Raw genomic sequence first — 24,285 nt, 5'->3', positions numbered from 1 at the left:
CGCTAGCCTGCAGGCGAAGCAAAGAACCCGCGTTCGGCACGGTGTGCCGGCGCGGGTTTTTTGCTTCCGGCGCTCAATGCTTCAGGCACGTATCCGCGTTCTTCCAGGTGCAAACGTCGAGACCCGTGTGAACGATCGGCTTCACTGTCTTTCCTTCGGCGAGGTCGCGCATCACCATCGCCGCCTGATAGCCCATTTCCTCAGGCCGCTGCCCGACCAGCGCATTGACCTTGTGGTCCTTGAGGGCCTGCAGCTCCGGCCCGAGCGTATCGGCTGAAACGATCACGAACTGGCCGCTGTTGATCTTGTCCATGATCGGCGCGACGACCTGCGAATACGCCTCGGGTGCGAAGAGCGGCCAGCCGCCCTCGAACACGAACGCCTGGAGCGTGCTGGCGTTCGCGGTGAGCGTGTCCTGCATCATCTGATTCGCTTTCGCGGCATCGTCGTTCACGTAGAGCGGACAGGCGCTGATCTCGTGCCAGTTGTTTTCGCCCGCCAGCTTCTTGATGCCTTTCTTGCCCGAGAGCACGTCGCGTGTGCCCTGGGCGCGCTGGTTGATGTTCTCGGCCGCGGGGTTGCCCATCACGAGGCAGATGTTGCCGCCCTTGGGCATCAGCGTCTTCAACTGCTCGCCGAGCTTCACGCCCAGCTCGTAGTTGTCGGTGCCCACATACGCCTTGCGCAACGACTGGTCCTTCGGCAGCAGATCGGCGTCCGCGGTGATGATCGGGATCTTCGCGTTGCGGCGGCGGATCACCTCGGCAATGGCCGGCGCGTTCGACGGCGAAATCGCAATCGCCGCGACGCCCTTGGTCAGCAGGTCGTCGACGATCTGCACTTCGGCGCTTTCATCCGCCGCTGTCGCGGGGCCGGTGTAGTAGCAGTTGTAGCCCTGTTTGCTGAGCTCCTTGTTGGCCCGGTCGCAGCCTTGGTGCATGAGGTCGAAGTACGGATTGTCGAGGCCCTTCACGACCAGTGCGAGGGTCTTGTCGGCTGCGTAGGCGGAAGAGGCCAGCATCGCGAGCCCTCCGATCGCAGCGAGATACTTCCACGCTTTCTTCATGGTTTCCTCCTGTTCGGCGCCGGTCGTACGGCGCGCGTGTCTCGTACAGTTTTCGTCATCGGAAGGAAAGCCCGCGCCCGTGCCTTGGGCTTTCTGCGGAACCGCGCGCAACGAGTCGCGCTTCTTGTGATGGCTGACGGCCGGCGGTTCCGCGTGCAGTCCGGCCGCGCCTCCCTGAATTCCGTTCAGTCGTTTTGCCGCTCGCCGCCCAGCCGGTTGAACAGCACGGCGATGATGATGAAGCCGCCCACGACGGTACCCTGCCAGAACGAATCGACGCCGAGCAGGATCAGGCTGTTGCGGATCACTTCGATGAGCGCGGCGCCGACGATCGTGCCGAACGCGCTGCCCACGCCGCCCGCGAGATTGGTGCCGCCGATCACCGTCGCGGCGATCACGCGTAGCTCGTCGCCGGTGCCGAGGCCGGTGGTCACCGCGCCGAGCCAGCCCACTTCGAGAATGGCCGCGACGCCTGCCATCAGGCCGCCCAGCACATAGACCGAGCAGATGACGCGCCGTACCGGCACGCCTGTGAGATTGGCCGCATGACGGTTGCCGCCGACCGCGAAGACATAGCGGCCCCAGCGCGTGAAGGCGAAGGCGAACCAGAACAGCAGGCCGAGGACGATCAGAAACCACACGGGATTGGCCACGCCGAGCGTTTTGCCGCCGCCGAGCAGGAGTAACTTGTGCCCGTCGGGTCCGAATTCGAAGATAGTCCGGCTTCCGGAGATCACGAGCGCGAGGCTGCGGCCCACGCTCAGCATGCCGAGCGTCACGACGAACGGCTGCATGTTGAGATAGGCGATGAGCAGGCCGTTCACGAGGCCGACCACTCCCGCGGTGAGCAGGCCGAGGCCGATGCCGGCCCAGATCGGGTAGCCCGCGTTCATCGTGACGGAAAGCACGATGCCGCTCAGGCCGATCGTCGAGCCGACCGAAATGTCGATCCCGCCTGTAATGATGATGGCCATCATCCCCAGCGCGACGATGGCGACAAAGGCGAAGTTGCGCGTGACGTTGAAGAGGTTTTGCTGCGTGGCGAACGTCGAGGTGACGAACGAGAGCAGGAGGCAGGCTGCGAGCGTCGCGAGCACCACCCAGAACACCTGGCTCGCGAGCAGTCCGCTCCAGCGGGTGTGGGTCTTCGCGGATTGGGGATCGTCAAGCAGTGTCGGCATCGGATTCGGCCTTTGCGGCGCATCGTTCAATTTCGGGTCTCCTGTCGGCCGCACTTAGCGCTTCAGCGCTTAGTGCGGCCCCATGCAAAGCGGTCGGCGCGCACTTAGCGCTTCAGCGCTTAGTGCGGCCCCATGCAACACAATCGCGCGCGGGCCGCTTCAGGCGGCGGCGATGGCTCCGGTGATCAGGCCGGTGACTTCCTCCGGCGAAGAGGCTTCGGTCTGCTTGTCCGCAACCTTGCGCCCGCGCCGCATGACGACCACGCGGTGGGCGACTTCGAAAACGTCAGGCATGCGGTGACTGATGAGAATGACGGCAATGCCGTGTTCGGACAGGCGTTTGATGAGGTCGAGCACCTGCGCGACCTGGCGCACGCTGATCGCGGCGGTGGGTTCGTCCATGAGCACGAGCCGCGCTTCGGACAGTCGCGTGCGCGCAATCGCCACGGCCTGGCGCTGGCCGCCCGACATCTGCCGGACGAGATCGCGCGGGCGCGTTTCGGACTTCAGTTCCTTGAACAGCTCGGCAGCGCGCCGGTACATGGCCGCGTGATCGAGTACGCGAAAGGGCCATATGCCGAGGCGCGGCTCGCGCCCGAGAAAGACGTTGGCCGCCGCCGTGAGGTTGTCGCAGAGCGCGAGGTCCTGATACACGACCTCGATGCCCTTGGCGCGGGCATCCACGGGGCGGCTGAAATGAACGGGCTTGCCGTCGATGAGGACTTCGCCGTGAGAGGGCGGGAAGTTGCCGGCGATGACCTTCACCAGCGTCGATTTTCCGGCCCCGTTGTCGCCCATGAGTCCGACCACCTGGCCGGGTTCCAGGCTCAACGTCACGTCGGTCAGCGCCTGGATGGCGCCGAAGTGCCTGGAAACGCCTCTGAGCTCAAGAAGACTCATGGACTGTCGCGCTCGCGCCTGTGAAGCCGCCCGTTGCCGTGTCCAGGATGGCCAGGAGACAGGCTAACTAGCATGTTTTTTAGAGCACGATGGGGCTTTTAGCAAGACTATTTCATCAGCCGGTCTCGCGACGCCGCGAGCAGGCCGCTGATGAGATAAAATTGCGTTTTCGCCGAAAACCCCCGCCAGACGGACCTGGCGCGCGCTTGTCTCAGGCTTCCAGCGGCATCGCGCTCGTCCCCTTGAGTTCATCGAGGCAGACGATCGACTGCACGCTGTTCACGCCGGGGGCGCGCATCAGCGTATCGAGCAGGAACTCGGAAAGCGCCTTGAGATCGCGCGCCACCACCTTCAGAACGTAGTCGATATCGCCAGTCACGGAGTAGCACTCCTGCACCTGCGGCAACGTCGCGACGAGTTCCTTGAACTTGACGAGCTCGCGCATGTGCCCGCGCTCCATCGTTACCTGAATGAAGGCGACCACGCCGAAGCCGAGCGCCTGCGCGTCGAGGCGCGTCTCGTAGCGCCGGATCACGCCGAGCTCCTCGAGCCGCCGGTGACGCCTGAGTGTCTGCGCGGGCGAGAGCTTGATCGCGGCCGCGAGTTCGAGGTTCGAAGCGCGTCCGCGCTCCTGCAGTGCGGCGAGAAGCCGCATGTCGATCGTATCGAGCGCGAGATTTTGCATTTATCTTGCGTGAGATGGGTTTGAGGCGAGAGGGAATTGTATCAATCAGGGTTTGCCTGCGTACGAGATGAAATCATATTTTTCCGCGTCAACTATACACTGGGCGCACCCGATCGGGCTGGCGGCCAATACCACCAAGCCCGGCAGCGCGCCGATGCAGAAGGTTGTGTGCGCAATTTTATTTCGTGGAGCGGAGCCGGCGTCCTACCCGGATGCTTCGGCCCTGCGCACATAAGTCGGAGACAGGACGAGACATGGTTTCAAACGACACGCGTGAAAATCGCGGCCAGCTAAAACGCGGCCTCAAGAATCGCCACATCCAGCTCATTGCGCTGGGCGGGGCGATCGGCACGGGCCTGTTCCTCGGCATTGCGCAGACGATTCAGACCGCCGGCCCCTCGGTGCTGCTCGGCTACGGCGTCGCCGGCATCATTGCGTTCTTCATCATGCGGCAACTGGGCGAGATGGTCGTGGACGAGCCCGTCGCCGGTTCGTTCAGCTATTTCGCAGACAAGTATTTCGGCCCGTTCGCGGGCTTTCTCTCCGGCTGGAACTACTGGGTGCTCTACATTCTCGTGAGCATGGCCGAGCTTTCGGCGGTCGGCATCTACATGCATTACTGGTGGCCGACGCTGCCCACGTGGGTCTCGGCGCTGGTGTTCTTCGTCGTGATCAACGGCATCAACCTCACGAGCGTGAAGTCGTACGGCGAACTCGAGTTCTGGTTCGCCATCGTCAAGGTGCTCGCGATCGTCGGCATGATCGCCTTCGGCGGCTGGCTGCTGTTCTCGGGCTCGGCCGGTCCCGAGGCAAGCGTGTCGAACCTCTGGCGCAACGGCGGTTTCTTCCCGCACGGCGTCTCGGGTCTCGTCATGGCCATGGCGGTCGTGATGTTCTCGTTCGGCGGGCTGGAGCTGGTCGGCATCACCGCGGCAGAGGCCGACGATCCCTCGCACAGCATTCCGCGCGCGACGAATCAGGTGATCTACCGCATCCTGATTTTCTACATCGGCGCGCTCGGCGTGCTGCTCTCGCTCTACCCCTGGCAAAAGGTCGTGGCCGGCGGCAGCCCCTTCGTGCTGATCTTCCACGCGATGAACAGCGACCTCGTGGCCAACGTGCTGAACCTCGTCGTGCTGACGGCGGCGCTCTCGGTCTACAACAGCGGCGTGTACTGCAACAGCCGCATGCTCTACGGTCTCGCGCAGCAAGGCAATGCGCCGAAGGCGCTGCTCAAGGTGAGCCGGCGCGGCATTCCGCTGGCGGCGCTCGGCGTGTCGGCGTTCGTCACGGCCGCCTGCGTGATCATCAACTACTTCATGCCGGGCAAGGCGTTCGAACTGCTGATGGGGCTCGTCGTGTCCGCGCTCATCATTAACTGGGCGATGATCAGCCTGATTCACCTGAAGTTCCGCCGCGAGAAGGCGCGTACCGGTCAGACGACCACGTTCCGCAGCCTCGGTTATCCGCTGACGAATTACGTGTGTCTCGCGTTCCTCGGCGGCATTCTCGTTGTAATGTATCTGATCCCGGATCTGCGCATTTCCGTGTACCTGATTCCGGTCTGGCTGGGCGTGCTTGGGCTCGCCTACCGCCTGTGGTGCCGCAAGTCAGTGCCGGCGCTGCAACGCGGCGTGCCGGCTCCGTAAGCGCTGATTTTCGTCCCGAATTTCGTCCAGAGAGTTAAACAGCATGTTCGAACACATCGATGCCTATCCCGGCGACCCGATCCTCTCGCTCAACGAGAATTTCCAGAAGGACCCGCGTGAGAACAAGGTCAATCTGAGCATTGGCATCTACTTCGATGACGAAGGCCGTCTGCCCGTCATGAAAGCCGTTCACGCGGCCGAGGCGGCGATTCTCGAGGAGCCGGGTCCGAAGCCGTATCTGCCGATGGCCGGTTTCGCGCAGTATCGCGACGCTGTGCAGGCACTGGTGTTCGGCGCCGACTGCCCGTCGCGCGCGGCCGGCCGCATCGCGACCGTGCAGACACTGGGCGGCTCGGGCGCGCTCAAGGTGGGCGCCGATTTCATCAAGCGCTATTTTGCGACCAGCCAGGTGTGGGTGAGCGATCCGACGTGGGAGAACCACCGTTTCATCTTCGAGCGCGCGGGCTTCACGGTGAACACGTACCCGTACTACGACGAGGTGACGGGCGGCCTGAAGTTCGAGGCGATGCTCTCGGCCATCGACGCGCTGCCGGCGAAGACTGTCGTGCTGCTGCACGCGTGCTGCCATAACCCGACGGGCGTCGACCTGGATCGCGCGCAATGGGAGCAAGTGATCGACGTGCTGCAAAAGCGCGACCTGCTGCCGTTCGTCGATATGGCGTATCAGGGCTTCGGCGCGGGCCTCGAGGACGACGCGTTCGCCGTGCGCGAGCTTGCGCGCCGTGGCGTGCCGGCGCTCGTGGCGAATTCGTTCTCGAAGAACTTCTCGCTTTACGGCGAGCGTTGCGGCGGGCTGCACGTGATCTGCGAAGACGCGGCGGCCGCCGACCGCGTGCTCGGCCAGCTCACGGGCTCGGTGCGCGCGAACTACAGCAATCCGCCGACGCACGGCGCGAAGATCGTCACGCGCGTGCTGGGCACGCCGGAACTGAAGGCGGCGTGGGAGCAGGAGCTGGCGGCGATGTGCGAGCGCATTGCGCGCATGCGCGTGGCGATCCACGACGGCCTGCGCTCGCATGCGAGCGAAGCGGCGCTCGCTCGCTACGTGAAGCAGCGCGGCATGTTCACGTACACGGGCTTGAGCGAGAAGCAGGTCGAGCGCCTGAAAGAAGAATTCGGCGTGTACATCCTGCGCTCGGGCCGTATGTGCGTGGCAGGCCTGAACGAGAAGAACGTGAGCGTGGTGGTCGACGCGGTCGGCAAGGTGATGAAGGACTAAGGGAAGGGCGGGGCCGAATGCCCCGATATCTTTTTGCGCCGCTGGCGTGCCGGTATGTGCCGGACGCTCCAGCGGCGTTTTTGCATCCAGCCCTTGGAACGGCTGCCTCAGCCGGCTGCCATCAGGCGATTCCAGATTGCGACGCCCGCGTCTTTTCATTCGCATCAAACCGTCGGTCTGTCAAGCTGCAGGGGGTAGATGGCACACATGCCGGCCGCGCACGGTCTTCCAGGTCTCACCCTGATAGAATGCGTGAGCCGCAACGTAGTGGATTGCTGATGAAATTGCTTGATGCCCTCGTCGAACAACGGATTGCCGCCGCGGCCGCGCGCGGTGACTTCGACGACCTGCCCGGCGCCGGTGCGCCGCAGACGCTCGACGACGACCTGCTCGTGCCCGAAGAAGTGCGCATAGCCCACCGCATCCTGAAGAACGCGGGCTTCGTGCCGCCCGCAGTCGAACAGCTGCGGGCCTTGCGCGACCTCGAGGACGAGCTCGCCACGGTGGGCGACAAGGCCGTGCAGTGTCGTCTGCGCGCGCGCATGCTGGCGCTCGACATGGCGCTCGAATCGTTGCGCGGCGGACCGATGGTCGTGCCGCACGAATATCGCCGCCGCATCGCGGAGCGTTTGTCCGAACGCGCAGCGGGCGAGCCCGGCCTCCCGGGGTTCCCGGCGGGGGCGGCGTGACGGGCAGTCCCGTCCAGCCAGACGCCCCCGGCGGCGAACGCGAAGAGGCGCACCCGGTGGTCACTTCGCCCGCTGGATCGGTTCCCGCCGATCCGCTCGTGACGGCGTCCACACCCGCGCCTCAATCCGACGTCCAGCTCAATCCCGTCTCCGAGCGCGACCGGCATTTCATGCGCCTCGCACAGGCCGCCGCCGAAGAGGCGCGCGCCGCCGGCGAAGTGCCCGTGGGCGCGGTGCTCGTGCGTGGCGACGAAGTGATCGCCTCGGGCTTCAACCACCCGATCGGCGCGCACGATCCCTCCGCGCACGCCGAAATGGCGGCCTTGCGCGCGGGCGCGCACGCGCTGGGTAACTACCGCTTGCCGGGCTGCGAACTCTATGTGACCCTTGAACCGTGCCTGATGTGTGCCGGCGCGATCATGCACGCGCGCATCGCACGTGTGGTGTTCGGCGCACATGATCCGAAAACCGGCGCGTGCGGCAGCGTGGTCGACGCCTTCGCCAACGAGCAGCTCAATCATCACACGAGCGTGTCCGCAGGCGTGCTGGCGGACGAGTGCGGCGAGGCGCTGCGCGCGTTCTTCGCCGATCGGCGCCGCGCGAGCCGGGAAGCGCGCCGCAAGGCTCGGGAACAGGCTGAGCAGGCGCAGGGAGGGACTGGCGTAGCCGGTCCGGACGGACCCGCGGGTTGAATCTCACGGTTGAAGCGAATTCGACATGACCATTCATCGCACCATCGAGCTGGTGGCTCCGTCCGGTTATCCGCATGATGCGGAAGCGGTGCACCGAGCGCTTGTCCGGTTGCGGGCGCAGGGCCATCACGTCAACGGCGTGCAGGCGACCGAGCGGCGCTATCAGCGTTTTGCCGGCACGGATGGCCAGCGCGCGGCCGAACTGAATCGCCTCGCCGACCCATCGCGCGACCTGCCGGACATCGTACTCGCCGTACGTGGCGGCTATGGCGCGGTGCGCATCCTGCACGGTCTCGATTACGACGGGCTGCAGCGGCGTTTGACGGATCAGCCCATCGCGTTCGTGGGGCATAGCGATTTCACCGCCATCCAGCTCGCGCTGCTCGCGCGCGCCGGGCTCACGACGTTCGGCGGGCCGATGCTCTGCAGCGACTTCGGCGCCGAGAGTCTCAGCAGCTTCACGATGCATCACTTCTGGGGCGCGCTCTCGAAACCGAACTACACGCTCAAGGTGAACGCGCCGCAGGCCCAGTCGACGAGTGTTTCGGGCACGCTATGGGGCGGCAATCTGGCCGTGCTGACTTCGCTGATCGGCACGCCTTATCTGCCGCCGGTCGAGGGCGGCATCCTGTTCGTCGAAGACGTGAACGAGCAACCGTTCCGCATCGAGCGCATGATTTATCAGTTGCATCTGACCGGCATCCTTGCTCGCCAGCAAGCCCTGGTGCTGGGCGACTTCACGGGCCACAAGCAGTTCGATTACGACAATGGCTACGATCTGCGCGAAATGGTTGAGCAGGTGCGCGCCGTGGTTGGCATTCCGGTGGTCACGGGCCTGCCGTTCGGCCATATTCCGGATATGGTCACGTTGCCGATGGGCGCACCTGCGCAGTTGACCACCACCGCGCACGGTTTCGAACTGACCGTGAGCGGGTATCCGCACCTGAGTTGATTTCGCACCGACATGGAAGCGCTTTCGGGCGCTTTTTTTCAGGGAGCCTTATGCAACTAACGGCCAGTCAAAAGCGGCATCTGACAATGTTCACGCCAACGCTTCTTCTCTAAATTGTTGACAAAAAATTCGCCCGGATTGGGGCAGCAAATCACCATGCAGGTGCTGAATTCCCCGAAGTGGAGCGCCTTTCACCGATACGAGGCACGTTGCAGTCGGCGCGCACGTGGGGATCTTCCCCAGGTTCGCCCACATAATTGTTGACAATATTTATGTCCAACCTAGGATACCCAGCATAGAGACACGAGCCATGCGAAAGACCGATATCGACGCCGAAGCAACCGGCATGAAGCCCGAGGCGATCGCCGCGCGAATCCGCGCAGCGATTCTCGAGCACCGGCTGCCGCCCGGCGCGAAGTTGACCGAAGCACAGTTGTGCGAAGTATTCGGCGTGAAGCGCGGCCCGATCCGCCAGGCGCTCGCGCTGCTCGCGAAGGACCACCTCGTGGATCTGGAGCCCAATCGTGGCGCGTTCGTCGCAAGCCCGTCGCTCCAGGAAGTGCACGAGGTGTTCGAGATGCGACGGATCATCGAACTGGCAGTAGTGGGGCGCATTTGCAGCGCGCAGCACGGCAACCGTCGGCTGAAGACCATCGGCGAGACGATCCGGCGCGAGCGCAAGGCCTTCGAAGGGCGCGACTTCCCGACGTGGATCCGGCTTTCGGGCGAGTTCCATACGTCGCTGGCCACGCTCACCGGCAATACGGTGCTGTGCGACTGTCTTAACGGGCTCGTGGCGCGCTCCACGCTGATTTCGGCGCTCTACGAATCGCCGGGACGCAGTCCGTGTTCGTTCGACGATCACGAGGCGATTCTCGCGGCGCTCGAGGCCGGAAACGAGAAAGAGGCCGTCGACCTCATGGTGCGCCATTTGCAGGGCGTCGAGCTCAGGATGCTCGACCGGCCGGCGGGCGCTTCGGTCGATTTGCAGGAAGTGTTCAGCGCGCGCGAGGCGACCTCGCTGGCACGCTGATGCGCTTCCAAGGCAGCACTGAAACGGATTGCAGTAAGGGATTGCAGTAAAGCGCGACAGCCCGCTTCGACAGGTGGCTGCCGCGGCTGAAAAGGATGGAGTGGGGCGCATGCAATGCATGCGTACGGCAAGAACAGGCACAGCGTTACAGGGCGCCATTAGGCGGCGACCGGCGCAGTGCCCGAGAAGGCCAGACCATTCGGGGATATCGCGGCGGCCGCGTCCAGCGGCGGTACGCACGCGTTTCGAGGCGTTCAGGCGTCTTTTTTCCGTCGGCATATCCATCCAAGGAGCGGATCATGGCTCAGTTCAGCGCGTCACCTGGCAGTCCGGCAGTGCCCAACTTCGAATCTGGCGAAAGCAGCGAGTCCGCAGACAATCTGCGCTTGCCGGCCGGCTACAGCGAGCGGCTCTACAACCACGACCTGGCTCCCCTCAAGGAGCAGACCTGGGGCGCGTACAACATCTTCGCGTTCTGGATGTCCGACGTGCATAGCGTCGGCGGCTATGTGTTCGCGGGGAGCCTCTTCGCGCTCGGCCTCACGAGCTGGCAAGTGCTCGTCGCGCTGATCGTCGGCATCTCCATCGTCAATGTGCTCTGCAACTTGATCGCGCGGCCGAGCCAGCGTCACGGCGTGCCGTACCCGGTGGCATGTCGCGGCACCTTCGGCGTGCTCGGCGCCAACATTCCCGCCGTGATTCGCGGCCTCATCGCCGTGGCGTGGTACGGCATCCAGACCTATCTCGCTTCGAGCGCGCTCGTGATCGTCGTGCTCAAGTTCGTACCGCAACTCATGCCTTATGCCGACGTGCACAAGCACGGCTTGCTCGGGCTTTCCGCGGTCGGCTGGGCCGGCTTCATGACGCTCTGGGTGCTGCAGGCCCTCGTGTTCTGGAACGGCATGGAGACCATCAAGAAGTTCATCGACTTCGCGGGGCCGGCTGTTTATGTCGTGATGTTCGCGCTCGCGGGCTACATGGTGTATCGCGCGGGTTGGCACAATATCGGCCTGAATCTCGGCGGCGTGAAGTATCACGGCACTGAAGTGATTCCCGTGATGATCACGGCGATCTCGCTCGTGGTGTCGTATTTCTCGGGGCCGATGCTCAATTTCGGCGACTTCTCGCGCTACGGCAAGTCGCTCAAGAGCGTGCACAAGGGCAACTTCTGGGGGCTGCCGGTCAACTTCCTCGCCTTCTCTCTCGTCACGGTCATCACGACGTCGGCAACGCTGCCTGTGTTCGGAGAACTGATTACCGATCCCGTCGAAACGGTCGGCCGCATCGATCATCCGACCGCGGTGATTCTCGGCGCGCTCACGTTCACGATCGCGACTATCGGCATCAACATCGTCGCGAACTTCGTTTCGCCCGCGTTCGATTTTTCCAACGTCGCGCCGCGGCTCATCAGCTGGCGTGCGGGTGGCATGCTCGCCGCCGTGGCCTCGATCTTCATCACGCCGTGGAATCTCTTCAACAACCCGGCCGTGATTCACTACACGCTCGACATACTCGGCGCCTTTATCGGGCCTTTGTATGGTGTCCTCATCGTCGACTTTTATCTCGTGAAGCGCGGTCGTCTTGCCGTGGATGATCTCTACACGGTGTCGCCGAACGGGGCGTACTGGTATCGCAACGGCGTGAACTGGCGCGCGGTGTCGGCCTTGCTGCCCGCCGCCGTGATCGCGATTCTCTGCGTGATGGTGCCTTCGCTCGGCGGCGCGGCGAACTTCTCGTGGTTCATCGGTGCCGCACTCGGCGCGTTGTTCTACCGTGCGCTCACGATGGGCGAACGTGCTCGCGCGAACGCATGAGCTGCGCGTAAAACCAGGCATCGACGAAGGAATCGAAATGCGCATCAAACTGATCAATCCGAACACTACGCAGCGTATGACCGCCGCGATGGAGCAGTGCGCGCGCGCCGTGATCGCACCGGGCACGGAGGTGGTGGCGGTGAGCCCGACGATGGGCCCGCCGTCGATCGAAGGCTATTACGACGAGGCGCTCGCCACCCCTGGCCTGCTCGCCGAAGTGGAGGCGGGCGAGCGCGAAGGCTTCGACGGCTACGTGATCGCGTGCTTTGGCGACCCGGGCTTGTACGCGGCGCGCGAGTTGGCGCGCGGGCCCGTCGTGGGCATCGCGGAAGCCGCGATGCATGCGGCGAGCGTGCTCGCGCCGGGCTTCTCGGTCGTGACGACGCTCTCACGCACGCGCGCCATGGCCTGGCATCTCGCCGAGCGTTACGGAATGACGCGTTTTTGCCGCAACGTGCGCGCGATCGACGTGGCTGTGCTCGAACTCGATGAACCGGGGTCGGCCGCGCGCCGCGCGATCGTCGACGAGTGCCGCCGTGCGCTCGAAGAAGACGGTGCGGACGCGATCGTGCTCGGTTGCGCGGGCATGACGAGCCTGTGCGCGCAGGTGGAAGACGCGCTCGGCGTGCCGGTGGTCGACGGCGTGACGGCCGCCGTGAAGTGGGTCGAGGCGCTCGTCGCACTGCGCCTCACGACCGCCAAGCGCGGCGACTTCGCGCGCCCGCTCGCCAAGCGCTATGACGGCGACTTCGCGCGTTTCAGCCCGGCCAACCCCGCCCCGGCCACGGAAACGCCGCCGCCCGTGCGGCCGCTGCGTTACGGGTAAACGCGCAGCGCGCGCAAGCGGAGGTGGCCACCCGGATCACGTCGTATCGGGCGGCCACATACACCTCGCTTGACCCGTACTATCTGAGCGTGCGTATGGGCGCGTACAGGTGATTTCGCTACACTGGTCCGGTCCTGTGAGCAGGTTGCGCGGACCGTCCGCGAGGCCCTGCAATGCAGCGCCAGCGGCCGTTTCGCGGTGCCTCGCCGTTGTGCGGATATTGCGTTTCATTCTCTCTATTCGATTGATTCGACCAGCATGCCACTCGATCCCCAATATCCCCGCGATCTGATCGGTTATGGCCGGTATCCGGTGCAGGCCAACTGGCCCGGCCAGGCGCGCGTCGCGGTGCAGTTCGTGCTCAACTACGAAGAGGGCGGCGAAAACTGCGTGCTGCACGGCGACCCCGGCTCCGAGCAGTTCCTCACCGAAATCGTGGGCGCCGCGGCCTATCCCGCGCGCCATATGAGCATGGAGTCGATCTACGAATATGGCTCGCGCGCGGGCGTGTGGCGCATCCTGCGCGAATTCGAAAAGCGCGGCCTGCCGCTCACCGTGTTCGGTGTAGGCATGGCGATCGAGCGTCATCCCGAAGTCGCGCGTGCGTTCGTCGAGTTGGGCCACGAGATCGCGTGCCATGGGTATCGCTGGATTCACTACCAGGACGTCTCGCCCGCCAAGGAAGCCGAGCATATGAAGCTCGGCATGGAAGCGATCGAGCGCGTGACGGGCGTGCGCCCGCTCGGCTGGTACACGGGACGCGACAGCCCGAACACGCATCGCCTCGTGGCCGAGTATGGCGGCTTCCTCTACGACTCCGATTACTACGGCGACGACCTGCCGTTCTGGATGGACGTGGATGTCACGGGCGGCACGTCGGTGCCGCAACTGATCGTGCCTTACACGCTCGACACCAACGACATGCGCTTCGCGTCGCCCCAGGGCTTCAACACGGCGGACCACTTCTTCACCTATTTGCGCGACGCATTCGACGTGCTCTACGAAGAAGGCGACGAAGCGCCGAAGATGCTCTCGATCGGCATGCACTGCCGGCTGCTCGGGCGCCCCGGGCGTTTTCGCGCGCTGCAGCGCTTTCTCGATCACATCGAGAAACACGAGCGCGTGTGGGTCACGCGCCGCGTGGACATCGCGCGCCACTGGCGCGAGCATCATCCCTATCAACCGCAGCAGAACGACCACCGCGGGGCCGCCGCATGAAGGCAATGCACTACACCCTCGAACAGCTGAATCGAGCCTCGATCGACGCCTTCGTGGCGGCACTTTCGGGCATCTTCGAGCACTCGCCCTGGGTCGCCGCTGCGGCCGCGCAGCAACGCCCGTTTGCGAGCATCGACGCGCTGCATCGCGCCATGTCGCAGGCCGTGGAAACCTCCGGCGAGACGCAGCAGCTCGCGCTCATCAACGCCCACCCGGAACTTGCGGGCAAGGCCGCCGTGCGTGGCGAGCTGACCGCCGAATCCACGCGCGAGCAAAGCGGCGCGGGTCTGAACCAGTGCACGCAGGAAGAGTTCGACAAGCTGCTGGCGCTCAACGGCGCGTATCGCGAGAAGTTCGGATTCCCATTCATTCTCGCGGTGCGCGGCTATGACCGCCACGGCATCATCGCGAATTTCGAGGCGCGCGTGAACAACAGCCGCGCCGATGAAATGCGCGCGAGCCTCGACCAGATTTACCGCATTGCGCGCTTCAGGCTGGACGAACTGATCGACGCGTAACGTGGCGACGCGCCCCCCGGCTTCTCGCGGAAGGGGTGCAGCGCCGTTTTGATCTACAGAAAAGACACGAAGGAAGACAACGATGGCACTCCCGACTCTCGACCCCAACGCCCCCGATTTCACGCGCCGCTTTGTGAATCTCGCGGACCCGCGCCTGGGCGCGCAGGCGCTCGAGGCGAGCGACGACTTCTTCGCGCCGAAGGATCGCATGCTCAATCCGGAGCCGGCCGTCTTTATTCCGGGCAAGTACGACGAACACGGCAAGTGGATGGACGGCTGGGAAACGCGCCGCAAGCGCACGAGCGGCTATGACTGGTGCATCGTGAAGCTCGCACGCCCCGGCGTCATCAAGGGCCTCGATATCGACACGAGCCACTTCACGGGCAACTACCCGCCGGCGGCATCGGTGGAGGGCGCGTACGTGGCCGATGGCGCACCCACGGCCACGACACAATGGACGGAGATCGTTTCTTCGACCTCGTTGAACGGCAATAGCCACCATTACGTGGAAGTGTCGAGCGACAAGCCGTACACGCACCTGCGCGTGAATATCTATCCCGATGGCGGCATCGCGCGTCTGCGCGTGTACGGCCAGCCGCAGGTGGACTGGGCGGGCGCGAGCCGTACCGAACTGTTCGACCTGGCCGCGATGGAAAACGGTGCGTACCTCGTTAGCGCGAACAACCAGCACTTTGGCATGGCCTCTACGCTGCTCATGCCGGGCCGCGGCGTGAACATGGGCGACGGCTGGGAAACGCGCCGCCGCCGGGAGCCGGGCAACGACTGGGCGATCATTGCGCTCGCACAGCCGGGCATCATCAAGAAGATCGAAGTCGATACGGCGCACTTCAAGGGCAACTATCCCGATCGCTGCTCGTTCCAGGCCGCGCGCGTGGTGGGCGGCACGGACAGCTCGCTCGTGACCCAGGCCATGTTCTGGCCGGTGCTGCTCGGCGAGCAGAAGCTGCAGATGGACAAGCAGCACTACTACGAAAGCGAACTGGCGGCGCTCGGTCCGGTTACGCACGTGCGCTTCAACATCATCCCGGACGGCGGCGTTTCGCGTGTACGCCTCTGGGGCACGCTCGCCTGATACGCTGATGGGGCCATCATGAGTGAAACAAGGACGACGCTGACTATCGAGCCGCTCACGCCCGAGGCGTTCGCGCCCTTCGGCGACGTGATCGAACTCGCGGGTGCGAAGCAGATTCCGATCAATCTAGGGACGACCATCCGCTTTCACGATCTCGCGAAAGTGGATGTGACTGACGAGGGCGGCCGCACGCTCGTGAATCTCTTTCGCGGGCAGCCGCGCGAGCTGCCGTTCGAAGTGAAGATGCTCGAACGGCATCCGCTGGGCAGTCAGGCATTCGTGCCGCTCAACGACAAGCCGTATCTCGTGGTGGTCGCACCGGCGGGCGATCTGGATGTCACCCGGGTTCGCGCGTTCGTTTCGCGCGGCTGGCAGGGCGTGAATTATGCGAAGGGCGTTTGGCATCACCCGCTGATTGCGTTGGGCGAGGTGAGCGATTTCATCGTCGTCGACCGCGGTGGAGACGGGCTCAATCTCAACGAGCAGGATCTGCCTGAGTCGTTCTGGTTGACGGAAGAAGCGATGAAGGCGGCGATGCGCTAATTCGCGGAATTACCAGGCAGTCCGTATCAGCAGGAGAAAGCCACGTCCGAGACGTGGCTTTTTTGCGTTTTGCGGATGAAGGCGCGGTGAAACGTGGCGAGTCATGCATGGCTGTGTGCGACGCTTCAATACGTCGATTGGATCAGGTGGCGAGGGTCGTTGGCATACGCGCTCTGTTTGCTCAGCGGCGCCCGACTGCGTGATGCGCCTGCCGTCGCCAGCCCGAATGGTTCGCAGCCCAACGCGCAACCCCCTCAGCAACGACCGTACCAAAGGCAAAAGGACCCGAAGCGCGTCGCGCCTCGGGTCCTTCCAGTCACATCTCACGTAGCGCGAGGCAAACCACTCGCGCTGCCAACTACATCATTGCTTCGCACCGCCCTGGAACCAGGTGGCGATCTTCTGCCGCTCGTCGTCGGTCATGTGAGTGACGTTGCCAAGCGGCATCGCCTTGAGCGTCACGGCCTGCTGATAGAGCCGCTGCGCGTTCTGCGAAATCTCGTCGGGCGTATCGAGCATCACGCCGGCCGGCGCTGCGCCCATCAACGTCGGGTGCGCCGAGTGACAGGCCGCACAACGTTGCTGCAGGATAGGCTGAATGTCGGAAACCTTCAGCGACGGTGCGTTCGCGGCTTCGGCCTGAGGCACGACCGGGCGCGGCAGCGTCCACACCAGCGCGACGAACATCAGGGCCACGCCGCCGATCGGCAGATACCAGAGCTGCTGGCCACGGTGACGCATCACGAAGAACTGGCGAATCAGTGCGCCGGCCAGCATGATCACCACGAGCACGGCCCAGTTATAGGCGTGGGCGTAGGTCATGGCGTAGTGGTTCGACAGCATCGCGAACACCACGGGCAGCGTGAAATACGTGTTGTGCACCGAGCGCTGCTTGCCGCGCTTGCCGTAGATCGGGTTCGGCACTTCGCCCTTGAGCATCGCGGCAACCATCTTGCGCTGGCCCGGAATGATGACGAAGAACACGTTGGCCGACATGATCGTCGCGAGCATCGCGCCCATGATGAGGTACGCGGCACGGCCAGAGAAGATGTGGCAGGCGAGGTAGGCGGCGATCACGACATAGAGGCCCACGCATACGCCCAGCAGCTTGTCCTTTGTGCCAAGCACGCGGCACAGCGAGTCATAGACGATCCAGCCGGCGGCGAGGAAGCCGAGCGCGGAGAAGATTGCGACGACAGGACCCATGTCGAGCACGTTCTTGTCGATCAGATACGTGTTCGGCGCCATGAGATACAGCACCGTGAAGAGCGACGCGCCCGAGAGCCACGTGGTGTACGACGGCCACTTCGACCAGTGAAGGTCATCGGGCATTTCGGGCGGCGCCACGGTGTACTTCTGCATGTTGTAGAAGCCGCCGCCGTGCACGTGCCACAGCTCGCCGAACACGCCGCGACGACGCTGGTTCGGGTCCGTGGGCGGTTTGAGGCTGTTGTCGAGCGCGACGAAATAGAACGACTCGCCAATCCAGGCGATCGCCGCGATGACGTGGAACCAGCGCAGTGCGAGGTTCAGCCAATCGGTAATAAAGCCTTCCATGAAACGTCTCCAGTCCTGATGCATTGCGCGCGCGTCTGAACGCACGTGCTAACTGCGGGGTATGAGCGCGCCGCGTAGCGTTGGGGCCGCAGAGTGACCCATGCGCGCTGCCGCGCTGCCATTGTTTTTTGTATGTCCTCGGGCTTGATGAGTCGGGCTGGAAGATCGCCCGGAATGCCCTCCGAGTTCGTGTTGCGGTGGCCGCCCGATTGATGCTCAGCTGCCCCGATAGGTGCTGTACGACCACGGCGAAACGAGTAGCGGCACGTGGTAGTGCGAGCCCGCGTCGGCGATGCCGAAGCGCAGCACCACGCGGTCGACGAAGCGCGGCTCGGGCACTTTCGTGCCGAGAGCGGCGAAATAGTCGCCGGCGTGGAACACGAGTTCGTATTCGCCTTTGGCGAGCGCAACGCCCTCGAGCAGCGGCGCGTCGCAGCGGCCGTCGTCATTGGTGGTCACGGTCTTGAGCGCGCGGCGCGCGTCGCCCGAGAGCGCAAAGAGCTCGACCTTGATGCCCGCGCCGGGACGGCCGTTCGCGGTGTCGAGCACGTGGGTAGTCAGCTTGCCCATTCGCAGTTTTCCTTGTGAGTGCCTGGTGCGATTGCGAGGTTTCAGCGGCAGCTCTCGATCCCATGCATGATGCATTGCGGCGGATCGAGGCTCCACATCAGTGGCTACATACCCGTCGGCGGATCGAAGCGAGCGCCGTGAACGCATTTTAAGAACGATCGCACCCGGAGCGCGCGCGCGATAGGAAAGATAAAGCGACACGCATGAGGGTGAGCCCTGGGACTGCCTGGATGCTGTCGCTCATTGCGCCCCGGATTCGCGCGTCCCTTGTTGGCATCGTAGCGACGCCAAAAATCGACCTTTATATGCGTGGCGTAAATTTGGGTATCGCAGCGGCGCGAATTGCCACGACTATTTTGGTTGCGGATCGTATAGGCCATGCGCAGCGCGTGCTGCGCGTCCCGAAGACGGCGGTGGACGCCGGGTAACCGGGCCAGCGGCGTCCTCGTCGGGACGCGTCGGCACCGGGCGCCTGGGCGACCGGCGAGGTCGGCGGGTGAGGCGAGGGCGTCTGGTTCACGTGCCGTGCGCGAGTCCGAACGAAAAGCCAGGGCTCGTGGCGGCACGACAACGGAGCGAACAAGGACGATGGAACCCACTCTCGCACAGCGGCAAAACCCGCAAAAGCCCGGCAAGACATTGCTGGTGAAAAACGCCGACATGCTGGTGACGATGGACGGCGCGCGTCGCGAGATTCGCGGCGGCGGGCTCTACGTCGAAGGCAACCGCATCGTCGCGGTCGGCCCGACGGCCGACCTGCCCGCCACGGCCGACGAGGTGATCGACGCCAGCGGCCACCTCGTGACGCCGGGGCTCGTCAACACACACCACCACATGTACCAGAGCCTCACGCGCGCCGTGCCCGCCGCGCAGGACGCCGAACTGTTCGGCTGGCTCACCAGCCTCTACAAGGTATGGGCGAACCTCACGCCCGAGATGATCGAGGTCTCGACGCTCACCGCGATGGCGGAGCTGCTGCTCTCGGGTTGCACGACGTCCAGCGATCATCTGTACATCTATCCGAACGGCAGCAGCCTCGACGACAGCATCCGCGCGGCGCAGCGCATCGGCATGCGCTTTCATGCAAGTCGCGGCAGCATGAGCGTCGGCCAGAAGGACGGCGGCTTGCCGCCCGATTCCGTGGTCGAGCGCGAGGACGCGATTCTCGCCGACACGCAGCGCCTCATCGAGACGTATCACGACGAGGGCCGGTACGCGATGCTGCGCGTCGTCGTGGCGCCGTGCTCGCCCTTTTCGGTGAGCCGCGACCTGATGCGCGAATCGGCGGTGCTCGCACGGCACTACGGCGTGTCGATGCACACGCATCTCGCCGAGAACGCCAACGACATTGCTTACAGCCGCGAAAAGTTCGGTATGACGCCCGCCGAATATGCGGAGGGCCTGGGCTGGGTGGGCCGCGACGTCTGGCATGCGCACTGCGTACAGCTCGACGATCACGGCATCGGTTTGTTCGGCCGGACCGGCACCGGCGTCGCGCATTGCCCGTGCTCGAATATGCGGCTCGCCTCCGGCATCGCGCCCGTGAAGAAGATGCGGCTCGCCGGCGTACCGGTCGGGCTCGGCGTGGATGGTTCGGCGTCGAACGACGGCGCGCAGATGGTGGCCGAGGCGCGGCAGGCCATGCTGCTCGCGCGCGTGGGCTTCGGGCCGGATGCCATGACGGCGCGCGAAGCGCTCGAAATCGCGACGCTGGGCGGCGCGCAGGTGCTGGGCCGCGACGACATCGGCGCGCTTGCACCCGGCATGGCGGCGGACTTCGTGGCGTTCGACCTGCGCCAGCCGCTTTTCGCGGGTGCGCTGCACGATCCTGTTGCTGCGCTCGTCTTCTGCGCACCCTCGCAGGTCGCGCTGAGCGTGATCGGCGGGCGCGTGGTCGTGAAGGACGGCGTGTTGCAGACGGTGGAGCTTGGGCCGGTCATCGAGCGGCATAACCGGCTCGCGGCGCAACTCGTGCAGATGGCGCGCTGAGGCAAGCGCGCCACGCATGGACGTATTGAAAGTTCAGGCGGCCGCAGCAGCGTGCGGCCGTGCTGCTCAAGGCTTGTCGATCAGCGTCTTCGTCGCTTCGGCGATGAGGCTGCGTAACCAGCGTACTTCGTCCGAGTAATGACAGCGTTCGTGCCACAACTGGTAGTACTGCATCGGCGGGAAGTCGAGCGGCGCGGGTACGACCGTGAGCGGCAGGAAGCGCGCATAGTGGTCGGCGAACAGGCGCGTGGTCGTGAAGACCAGGTCCGACTTCACGAGTACGTAGGGCGCGAGATTGAAGTACGGCAGCGTGACGACCACGTGGCGCTTGAGGCGCTCGCGCGCGAGGTGCACGTCGATGGCGCCGCGCTGACCCACGGAGTAGGGCGTGGGCGCGAGATGCGGCGCGTTCAGATACTGGTCGAGCGTGAGCCCGCCGCGCTTGGCGAACGGGTGCGAGTTGCTCATCAGGCAGACGATCTGGTCGACGAACAGGTTCGACAGGTGCAGTTGTTCGGGCGGCTCGGGCCAGTTGCCGATGACGATATCGAGCTTGCCTTCCTCGAGCGCGAGCTCGTAGTCGAACGCAGGCCCGAGCGAGTGAAACTCGAGCGTGGCGTTGGGCGCGGCCAGACGGAAGCGCTCGACCACGGTCGGCACGAACAGGACGTTCAAATAGTCAGGACAGCCAATCCGATAGCAACGGATAGAGGTGGCCGGATCGAAATTGTGCTGCTGGAAGCGGATGCGCTCGATCTCGCGCAGTGCGTTCTGTACGGGCTCGAGCAGGCGCAGGCCGTACTCGGTCGGCACCATGCCGGACTTGCCGCGCACGAGCAGCGGGTCGCCGGTGATGTCGCGCAGGCGCCGAAGCGCCGCGCTGATTGCGGGCTGGGACTGATTGAGCTTGACGGCTGCGCGTGTCACGCTGCGCTCCATCAGAAGCGTGTGCAAGACGCGCAAGAGGTACGTGTCGATCGCCTCGCGTTGCTGACTCATGAATTCTCCGAATTATATGTTCTGGCTGATCGATGAGGCTTGGGGGTATATCGTTTTTAATATGGACAAAAAGTGGCGTCAAGCGAGGCTTACCCCGAGGCTCGCGCCGGGGTTATGCCGGCCAGCCTCATGCAGCGAGGCAACAGCGAATTTTGACGGCTCGACCTTCGCAGGGCTAACAGGTATCGTCACCCCCGCACGGCGGCCAGCGTCAATCGGGTTAACGAACAGCAATTACGTACAACGGCGGAACCTCCATGGGTGATTCTTCTTCTCGTCAGGCAACGCTTGGGCAAAACGGCAGCGATGTGCCGCGCCTCGCGCTTGCCGGCATCACGAAGCAGTACCCGGCGGTGCGCGCGAACGACGATGTCACGCTCTCGGTCGCGCCGGGCGAAATCCACGCCTTGCTCGGCGAGAACGGCGCGGGCAAGAGCACGCTCATGAAGATCGTCTACGGCGCGGTGCGGCCCGACGCGGGCGAGATCCGCTGGGAAGGCCAGGCCGTCGAAATCGCGAGTCCGGCTGGGGCGCGCAAACTCGGCATCGGCATGGTGTTCCAGCATTTTTCGTTGTTCGAAACGCTTACCGTCGGCGAGAACATCGCGCTCTCGCTCGACGAACCGTTCGACCTGAAAACGCTCGGCAAACGCATTCGCGAGGTGTCGGCGCAATACGGCCTCGATGTCGATCCGCAGCGCCACGTGCATAGCCTCACGGTGGGCGAGCGTCAGCGCGTGGAGATCGTGCGCTGCCTGCTGCAGAATCCGCGTCTGTTGATCATGGACGAACCGACTTCGGTGCTCACGCCGCAAGCGGTGCGCAAGCTGTTCGGCACGCTGCGGCGTCTCGCTTCCGAAGGCTGCAGCATTCTCTATATCAGCCACAAGCTCGACGAAATCCAGGAGCTTTGCGACACGGCCACCGTGCTGCGCGGCGGCAAGGTCACGGGCCGCGTCATTCCGCGCGAAGAAACGCATGCGTCGCTCGCGCGGCTGATGGTCGGGCGCGAACTGCCCGACTACACGCGGCGCGCACACGCGCCCGGCGACGTGCTGCTCGAAGCACGGCATCTGTCGATGCCGAGCGACGATCCGTTCGGCACCTCGCTCAACGACGTTTCGTTCGGCGTGCATGCGGGCGAGATACTCGGTATCGCCGGCGTCTCGGGCAACGGCCAGGCGGAACTGCTCGCCGCGCTCTCGGGCGAGGCGCAAGCGGCCCGCCACGGTGTGAGCGCCGACGCCGTCAGGATTTGCGGCAAGGCCGCGGGACGCCTTTCGGCTGGGGCGCGCCGAAAGCTCGGCTTCGCTTTCGTGCCGGAGGAACGCCTTGGGCGCGGCGCGGTCCCGGCCATGTCGCTTGCCGAAAACGCCTTGCTCACGGCACACCGCGAAGGCATGGTGCGCTCGGGTTGGCTCAGGACGGGCGCGATGCGCGCGTTCGCCGAGCGCTGCATCGGCGCGTTCGATGTGCGCTGCGGCGGCCCGGATGCGCTCGCGCAAAGCCTCTCGGGCGGCAACTTGCAGAAGTACATCGTGGGGCGCGAGATTCTCCAGGCGCCGAAGGTGCTCGTGGTCGCGCAACCCACCTGGGGCGTGGACGTGGGCGCGGCCGCATTCATTCGCCAGCAGTTGCTCGATCTTTCGGCGCGCGGTGTGGCGATACTCGTGATCTCGGAAGAACTGGAAGAGCTTTTCGACATCTGCGACCGCATTGCCGTGCTCGCGGGCGGACGCCTTTCGCCCGCGCGTTTGACCGGCGAGACGAACGCCGAGGAAATCGGCCGCTGGATGGCGGGGCTCTTCGGCGAGCGCGCGGATCGCGGAGACGGCGGCCGGCCCAACGGCGAGCCGCCCGCGCAGACCGTGGCGAACGCGTGACCTGCGACACATAACAACGCGCTAAAGCACATCGACCACCCGAGACCGACCACCGACTTCACGACCATGATCTTCCCGTACCGACTCGAAGCCCGCACGACGCCGTCGCGCACGGTGCGCATCGCCGTGCCGCTCATCGCGGCGCTGCTCACGCTCGCCATCGGCTTCCTGATCTTCGGCCTCGTGGGCCGCGATCCCTTGCAGGCGATGCACGCGTTCTTCATCGAACCGCTGTCGAGCATCAACGGCTGGTCCGAGCTCCTGCTCAAGGCCTCGCCGCTATGCCTGATCGCGCTCGGTCTCGCGGCGGGGTATCGCGCCAACGTGTGGAACATCGGCGCGGAAGGGCAGATGGTGCTGGGCGGCATCGCGGCGAGCGGCGTGGCGATCTATTTCGACCAATCGACGGGCTGGTGGATCCTGTTCCTGATGATGTTCGCGGGCGTGCTGGGCGGCATGGCGTGGGCGGCAATTCCCGCGTGGCTCAAGAGCCGCTTCAACACCAACGAGATCCTCACGAGCCTGATGCTCACCTACGTCGCCACGCAGCTACTGATCTGGCTCGTGAGCGGTCCGTGGCGCGACCCGCAGGGCATGAACTTTCCGCTCTCCGAAATGTTCAGCGGCGACGCGCTCTATCCGACCTTCGGCGGCGACTGGCGCATCCACTGGCTGCGCGGCACGCGCCTGAACGCATCGATCTTCCTGACGCTCGCGGCCATTCCGCTCGTGTGGCTCTTCATGCGCCGCAGCTTTGCGGGCTATCGCATGAGCGTGGGCGGCCTCGCGCCGCTCGCTGCGCGCTATGCGGGCTTCTCCGAGAAGAAGACGATCTGGACCTCGCTGCTGCTTTCCGGCGGCCTCGCCGGCCTCGCGGGCATGGGCGAGATTGCCGGTCCCATCGGTCAGCTGCAGGCGACCTGGTCGCCGGGCTACGGCTTCACGGCGATCATCGTCGTGTTCGTGGGGCGTCTGCATCCGGTCGGCATCGTGCTCGCGAGCCTCTTGATGGCGCTGCTCTACCTGGGCGGCGAAGCCGTGCAGACATCGCTGCAATTGCCGCAGGCGCTTTCCGGCGTGTTCCAGGGGCTGCTGCTGTTCTGCCTGCTCGGCGCGGACCTCTTCGTGAACTATCGCGTGCGCCGCCGTCATCCGGTCGCGGTTGCGAACTGACCAGCGCAAGCCAGA

At 64.7% G+C, this 24,285-nt stretch carries 23 protein-coding genes; 16 read left to right on the top strand and 7 right to left on the bottom strand.

What is annotated here, in order from left to right:
- Positions 1-73: 73 nt before the first annotated feature.
- The 4 genes from ACOJB8_RS23975 to ACOJB8_RS23960 form a co-directional block, all read right to left on the bottom strand.
- Positions 74-1,066, bottom strand: a complete 993-nt coding sequence (locus tag ACOJB8_RS23975; RefSeq protein WP_165979471.1) for a sugar-binding protein — start codon at positions 1,064-1,066, stop codon at positions 74-76.
- A gap of 185 nt (positions 1,067-1,251) precedes the next feature.
- On the bottom strand, positions 1,252-2,247 hold the full coding sequence (locus ACOJB8_RS23970; protein ID WP_342945823.1) for an ABC transporter permease: 996 nt from the start codon (positions 2,245-2,247) through the stop codon (positions 1,252-1,254).
- Positions 2,248-2,406: 159 nt separating this feature from the next.
- Complete coding sequence (locus ACOJB8_RS23965; RefSeq protein ID WP_069265637.1) at positions 2,407-3,147, bottom strand: ATP-binding cassette domain-containing protein; 741 nt, start codon at positions 3,145-3,147, stop codon at positions 2,407-2,409.
- A 211-nt stretch (positions 3,148-3,358) separates the two neighbouring features.
- Complete coding sequence (locus ACOJB8_RS23960) at positions 3,359-3,832, bottom strand: Lrp/AsnC family transcriptional regulator (RefSeq protein WP_069265638.1); 474 nt, start codon at positions 3,830-3,832, stop codon at positions 3,359-3,361.
- Positions 3,833-4,086: 254 nt separating this feature from the next.
- On the opposite strand from ACOJB8_RS23960, the gene ACOJB8_RS23955 reads away from it, so the two are divergent.
- The 12 genes from ACOJB8_RS23955 (at position 4,087) to ACOJB8_RS23900 (ending at position 16,099) form a co-directional block, all read left to right on the top strand.
- Complete coding sequence (locus tag ACOJB8_RS23955; RefSeq protein WP_342945822.1) at positions 4,087-5,481, top strand: amino acid permease; 1,395 nt, start codon at positions 4,087-4,089, stop codon at positions 5,479-5,481.
- A 43-nt stretch (positions 5,482-5,524) separates the two neighbouring features.
- On the top strand, positions 5,525-6,721 hold the full coding sequence (locus tag ACOJB8_RS23950; RefSeq protein WP_475014685.1) for an amino acid aminotransferase: 1,197 nt from the start codon (positions 5,525-5,527) through the stop codon (positions 6,719-6,721).
- A 278-nt stretch (positions 6,722-6,999) separates the two neighbouring features.
- The gene (locus tag ACOJB8_RS23945; RefSeq protein WP_475014683.1) at positions 7,000-7,410 is read left to right on the top strand and encodes a DnaJ family domain-containing protein; all 411 of its coding nucleotides are present in this window, start codon (positions 7,000-7,002) and stop codon (positions 7,408-7,410) included.
- Positions 7,407-8,102 (top strand): tRNA adenosine(34) deaminase TadA, encoded by a 696-nt coding sequence (tadA, locus tag ACOJB8_RS23940; protein ID WP_141710709.1) that lies wholly within the window; start codon positions 7,407-7,409, stop codon positions 8,100-8,102. Before ACOJB8_RS23945 ends, tadA begins: the two co-directional genes overlap by 4 nt.
- Before the next feature lie 25 nt (positions 8,103-8,127).
- Positions 8,128-9,054 carry a muramoyltetrapeptide carboxypeptidase gene (ldcA, locus tag ACOJB8_RS23935; RefSeq protein ID WP_368605415.1) on the top strand — a complete coding sequence of 309 codons (927 nt, stop codon included), beginning with the start codon at positions 8,128-8,130 and terminating at the stop codon, positions 9,052-9,054.
- A gap of 310 nt (positions 9,055-9,364) precedes the next feature.
- The gene (locus ACOJB8_RS23930; protein WP_475014680.1) at positions 9,365-10,087 is read left to right on the top strand and encodes a GntR family transcriptional regulator; all 723 of its coding nucleotides are present in this window, start codon (positions 9,365-9,367) and stop codon (positions 10,085-10,087) included.
- Between the two features lie 299 nt (positions 10,088-10,386).
- Complete coding sequence (locus tag ACOJB8_RS23925) at positions 10,387-11,901, top strand: NCS1 family nucleobase:cation symporter-1 (protein WP_475014678.1); 1,515 nt, start codon at positions 10,387-10,389, stop codon at positions 11,899-11,901.
- 37 nt (positions 11,902-11,938) lie between these two features.
- Entirely contained in the window at positions 11,939-12,727 is a 789-nt protein-coding gene (locus ACOJB8_RS23920; protein ID WP_069265743.1) for an aspartate/glutamate racemase family protein, read from the top strand.
- 258 nt (positions 12,728-12,985) lie between these two features.
- Entirely contained in the window at positions 12,986-13,945 is a 960-nt protein-coding gene (gene puuE, locus ACOJB8_RS23915; protein WP_475014676.1) for an allantoinase PuuE, read from the top strand.
- Positions 13,942-14,463 (top strand): 2-oxo-4-hydroxy-4-carboxy-5-ureidoimidazoline decarboxylase, encoded by a 522-nt coding sequence (uraD, locus tag ACOJB8_RS23910; RefSeq protein ID WP_475014675.1) that lies wholly within the window; start codon positions 13,942-13,944, stop codon positions 14,461-14,463. Before puuE ends, uraD begins: the two co-directional genes overlap by 4 nt.
- A gap of 82 nt (positions 14,464-14,545) precedes the next feature.
- Complete coding sequence (gene alc / locus ACOJB8_RS23905; RefSeq protein WP_475014673.1) at positions 14,546-15,556, top strand: allantoicase; 1,011 nt, start codon at positions 14,546-14,548, stop codon at positions 15,554-15,556.
- 18 nt (positions 15,557-15,574) lie between these two features.
- Positions 15,575-16,099, top strand: coding sequence for an ureidoglycolate lyase (locus ACOJB8_RS23900; protein ID WP_069265648.1), 525 nt, complete (start codon positions 15,575-15,577; stop codon positions 16,097-16,099).
- Positions 16,100-16,462: 363 nt separating this feature from the next.
- On the opposite strand, the gene ACOJB8_RS23895 is transcribed toward ACOJB8_RS23900, so the two are convergent.
- Both ACOJB8_RS23895 and uraH read right to left on the bottom strand, forming a co-directional pair.
- Positions 16,463-17,656: a urate hydroxylase PuuD gene (locus ACOJB8_RS23895; protein WP_069265649.1), complete on the bottom strand. Its 1,194-nt coding sequence runs from the start codon at positions 17,654-17,656 to the stop codon at positions 16,463-16,465.
- A gap of 216 nt (positions 17,657-17,872) precedes the next feature.
- On the bottom strand, positions 17,873-18,226 hold the full coding sequence (uraH, locus tag ACOJB8_RS23890) for a hydroxyisourate hydrolase (protein ID WP_028204021.1): 354 nt from the start codon (positions 18,224-18,226) through the stop codon (positions 17,873-17,875).
- 230 nt (positions 18,227-18,456) lie between these two features.
- On the opposite strand from uraH, the gene ACOJB8_RS23885 reads away from it, so the two are divergent.
- Both ACOJB8_RS23885 and ACOJB8_RS23880 read left to right on the top strand, forming a co-directional pair.
- Entirely contained in the window at positions 18,457-18,654 is a 198-nt protein-coding gene (locus ACOJB8_RS23885) for a hypothetical protein (RefSeq protein WP_141710710.1), read from the top strand.
- Between the two features lie 160 nt (positions 18,655-18,814).
- Positions 18,815-20,215 (top strand): 8-oxoguanine deaminase, encoded by a 1,401-nt coding sequence (locus ACOJB8_RS23880; protein ID WP_475014670.1) that lies wholly within the window; start codon positions 18,815-18,817, stop codon positions 20,213-20,215.
- A 66-nt stretch (positions 20,216-20,281) separates the two neighbouring features.
- On the opposite strand, the gene ACOJB8_RS23875 is transcribed toward ACOJB8_RS23880, so the two are convergent.
- On the bottom strand, positions 20,282-21,214 hold the full coding sequence (locus ACOJB8_RS23875; protein ID WP_069265652.1) for a LysR substrate-binding domain-containing protein: 933 nt from the start codon (positions 21,212-21,214) through the stop codon (positions 20,282-20,284).
- Positions 21,215-21,471: 257 nt separating this feature from the next.
- On the opposite strand from ACOJB8_RS23875, the gene ACOJB8_RS23870 reads away from it, so the two are divergent.
- Positions 21,472-23,097: an ABC transporter ATP-binding protein gene (locus ACOJB8_RS23870; protein WP_475014668.1), complete on the top strand. Its 1,626-nt coding sequence runs from the start codon at positions 21,472-21,474 to the stop codon at positions 23,095-23,097.
- A 66-nt stretch (positions 23,098-23,163) separates the two neighbouring features.
- Positions 23,164-24,270, top strand: a complete 1,107-nt coding sequence (locus ACOJB8_RS23865) for an ABC transporter permease (protein WP_342945812.1) — start codon at positions 23,164-23,166, stop codon at positions 24,268-24,270.
- Positions 24,271-24,285: the final 15 nt, after the last annotated feature.

It is taken from the genome of Paraburkholderia sp. BR10141, assembly GCF_056155635.1.
This window is presented reverse-complemented; position numbering and strand designations above follow the sequence as displayed.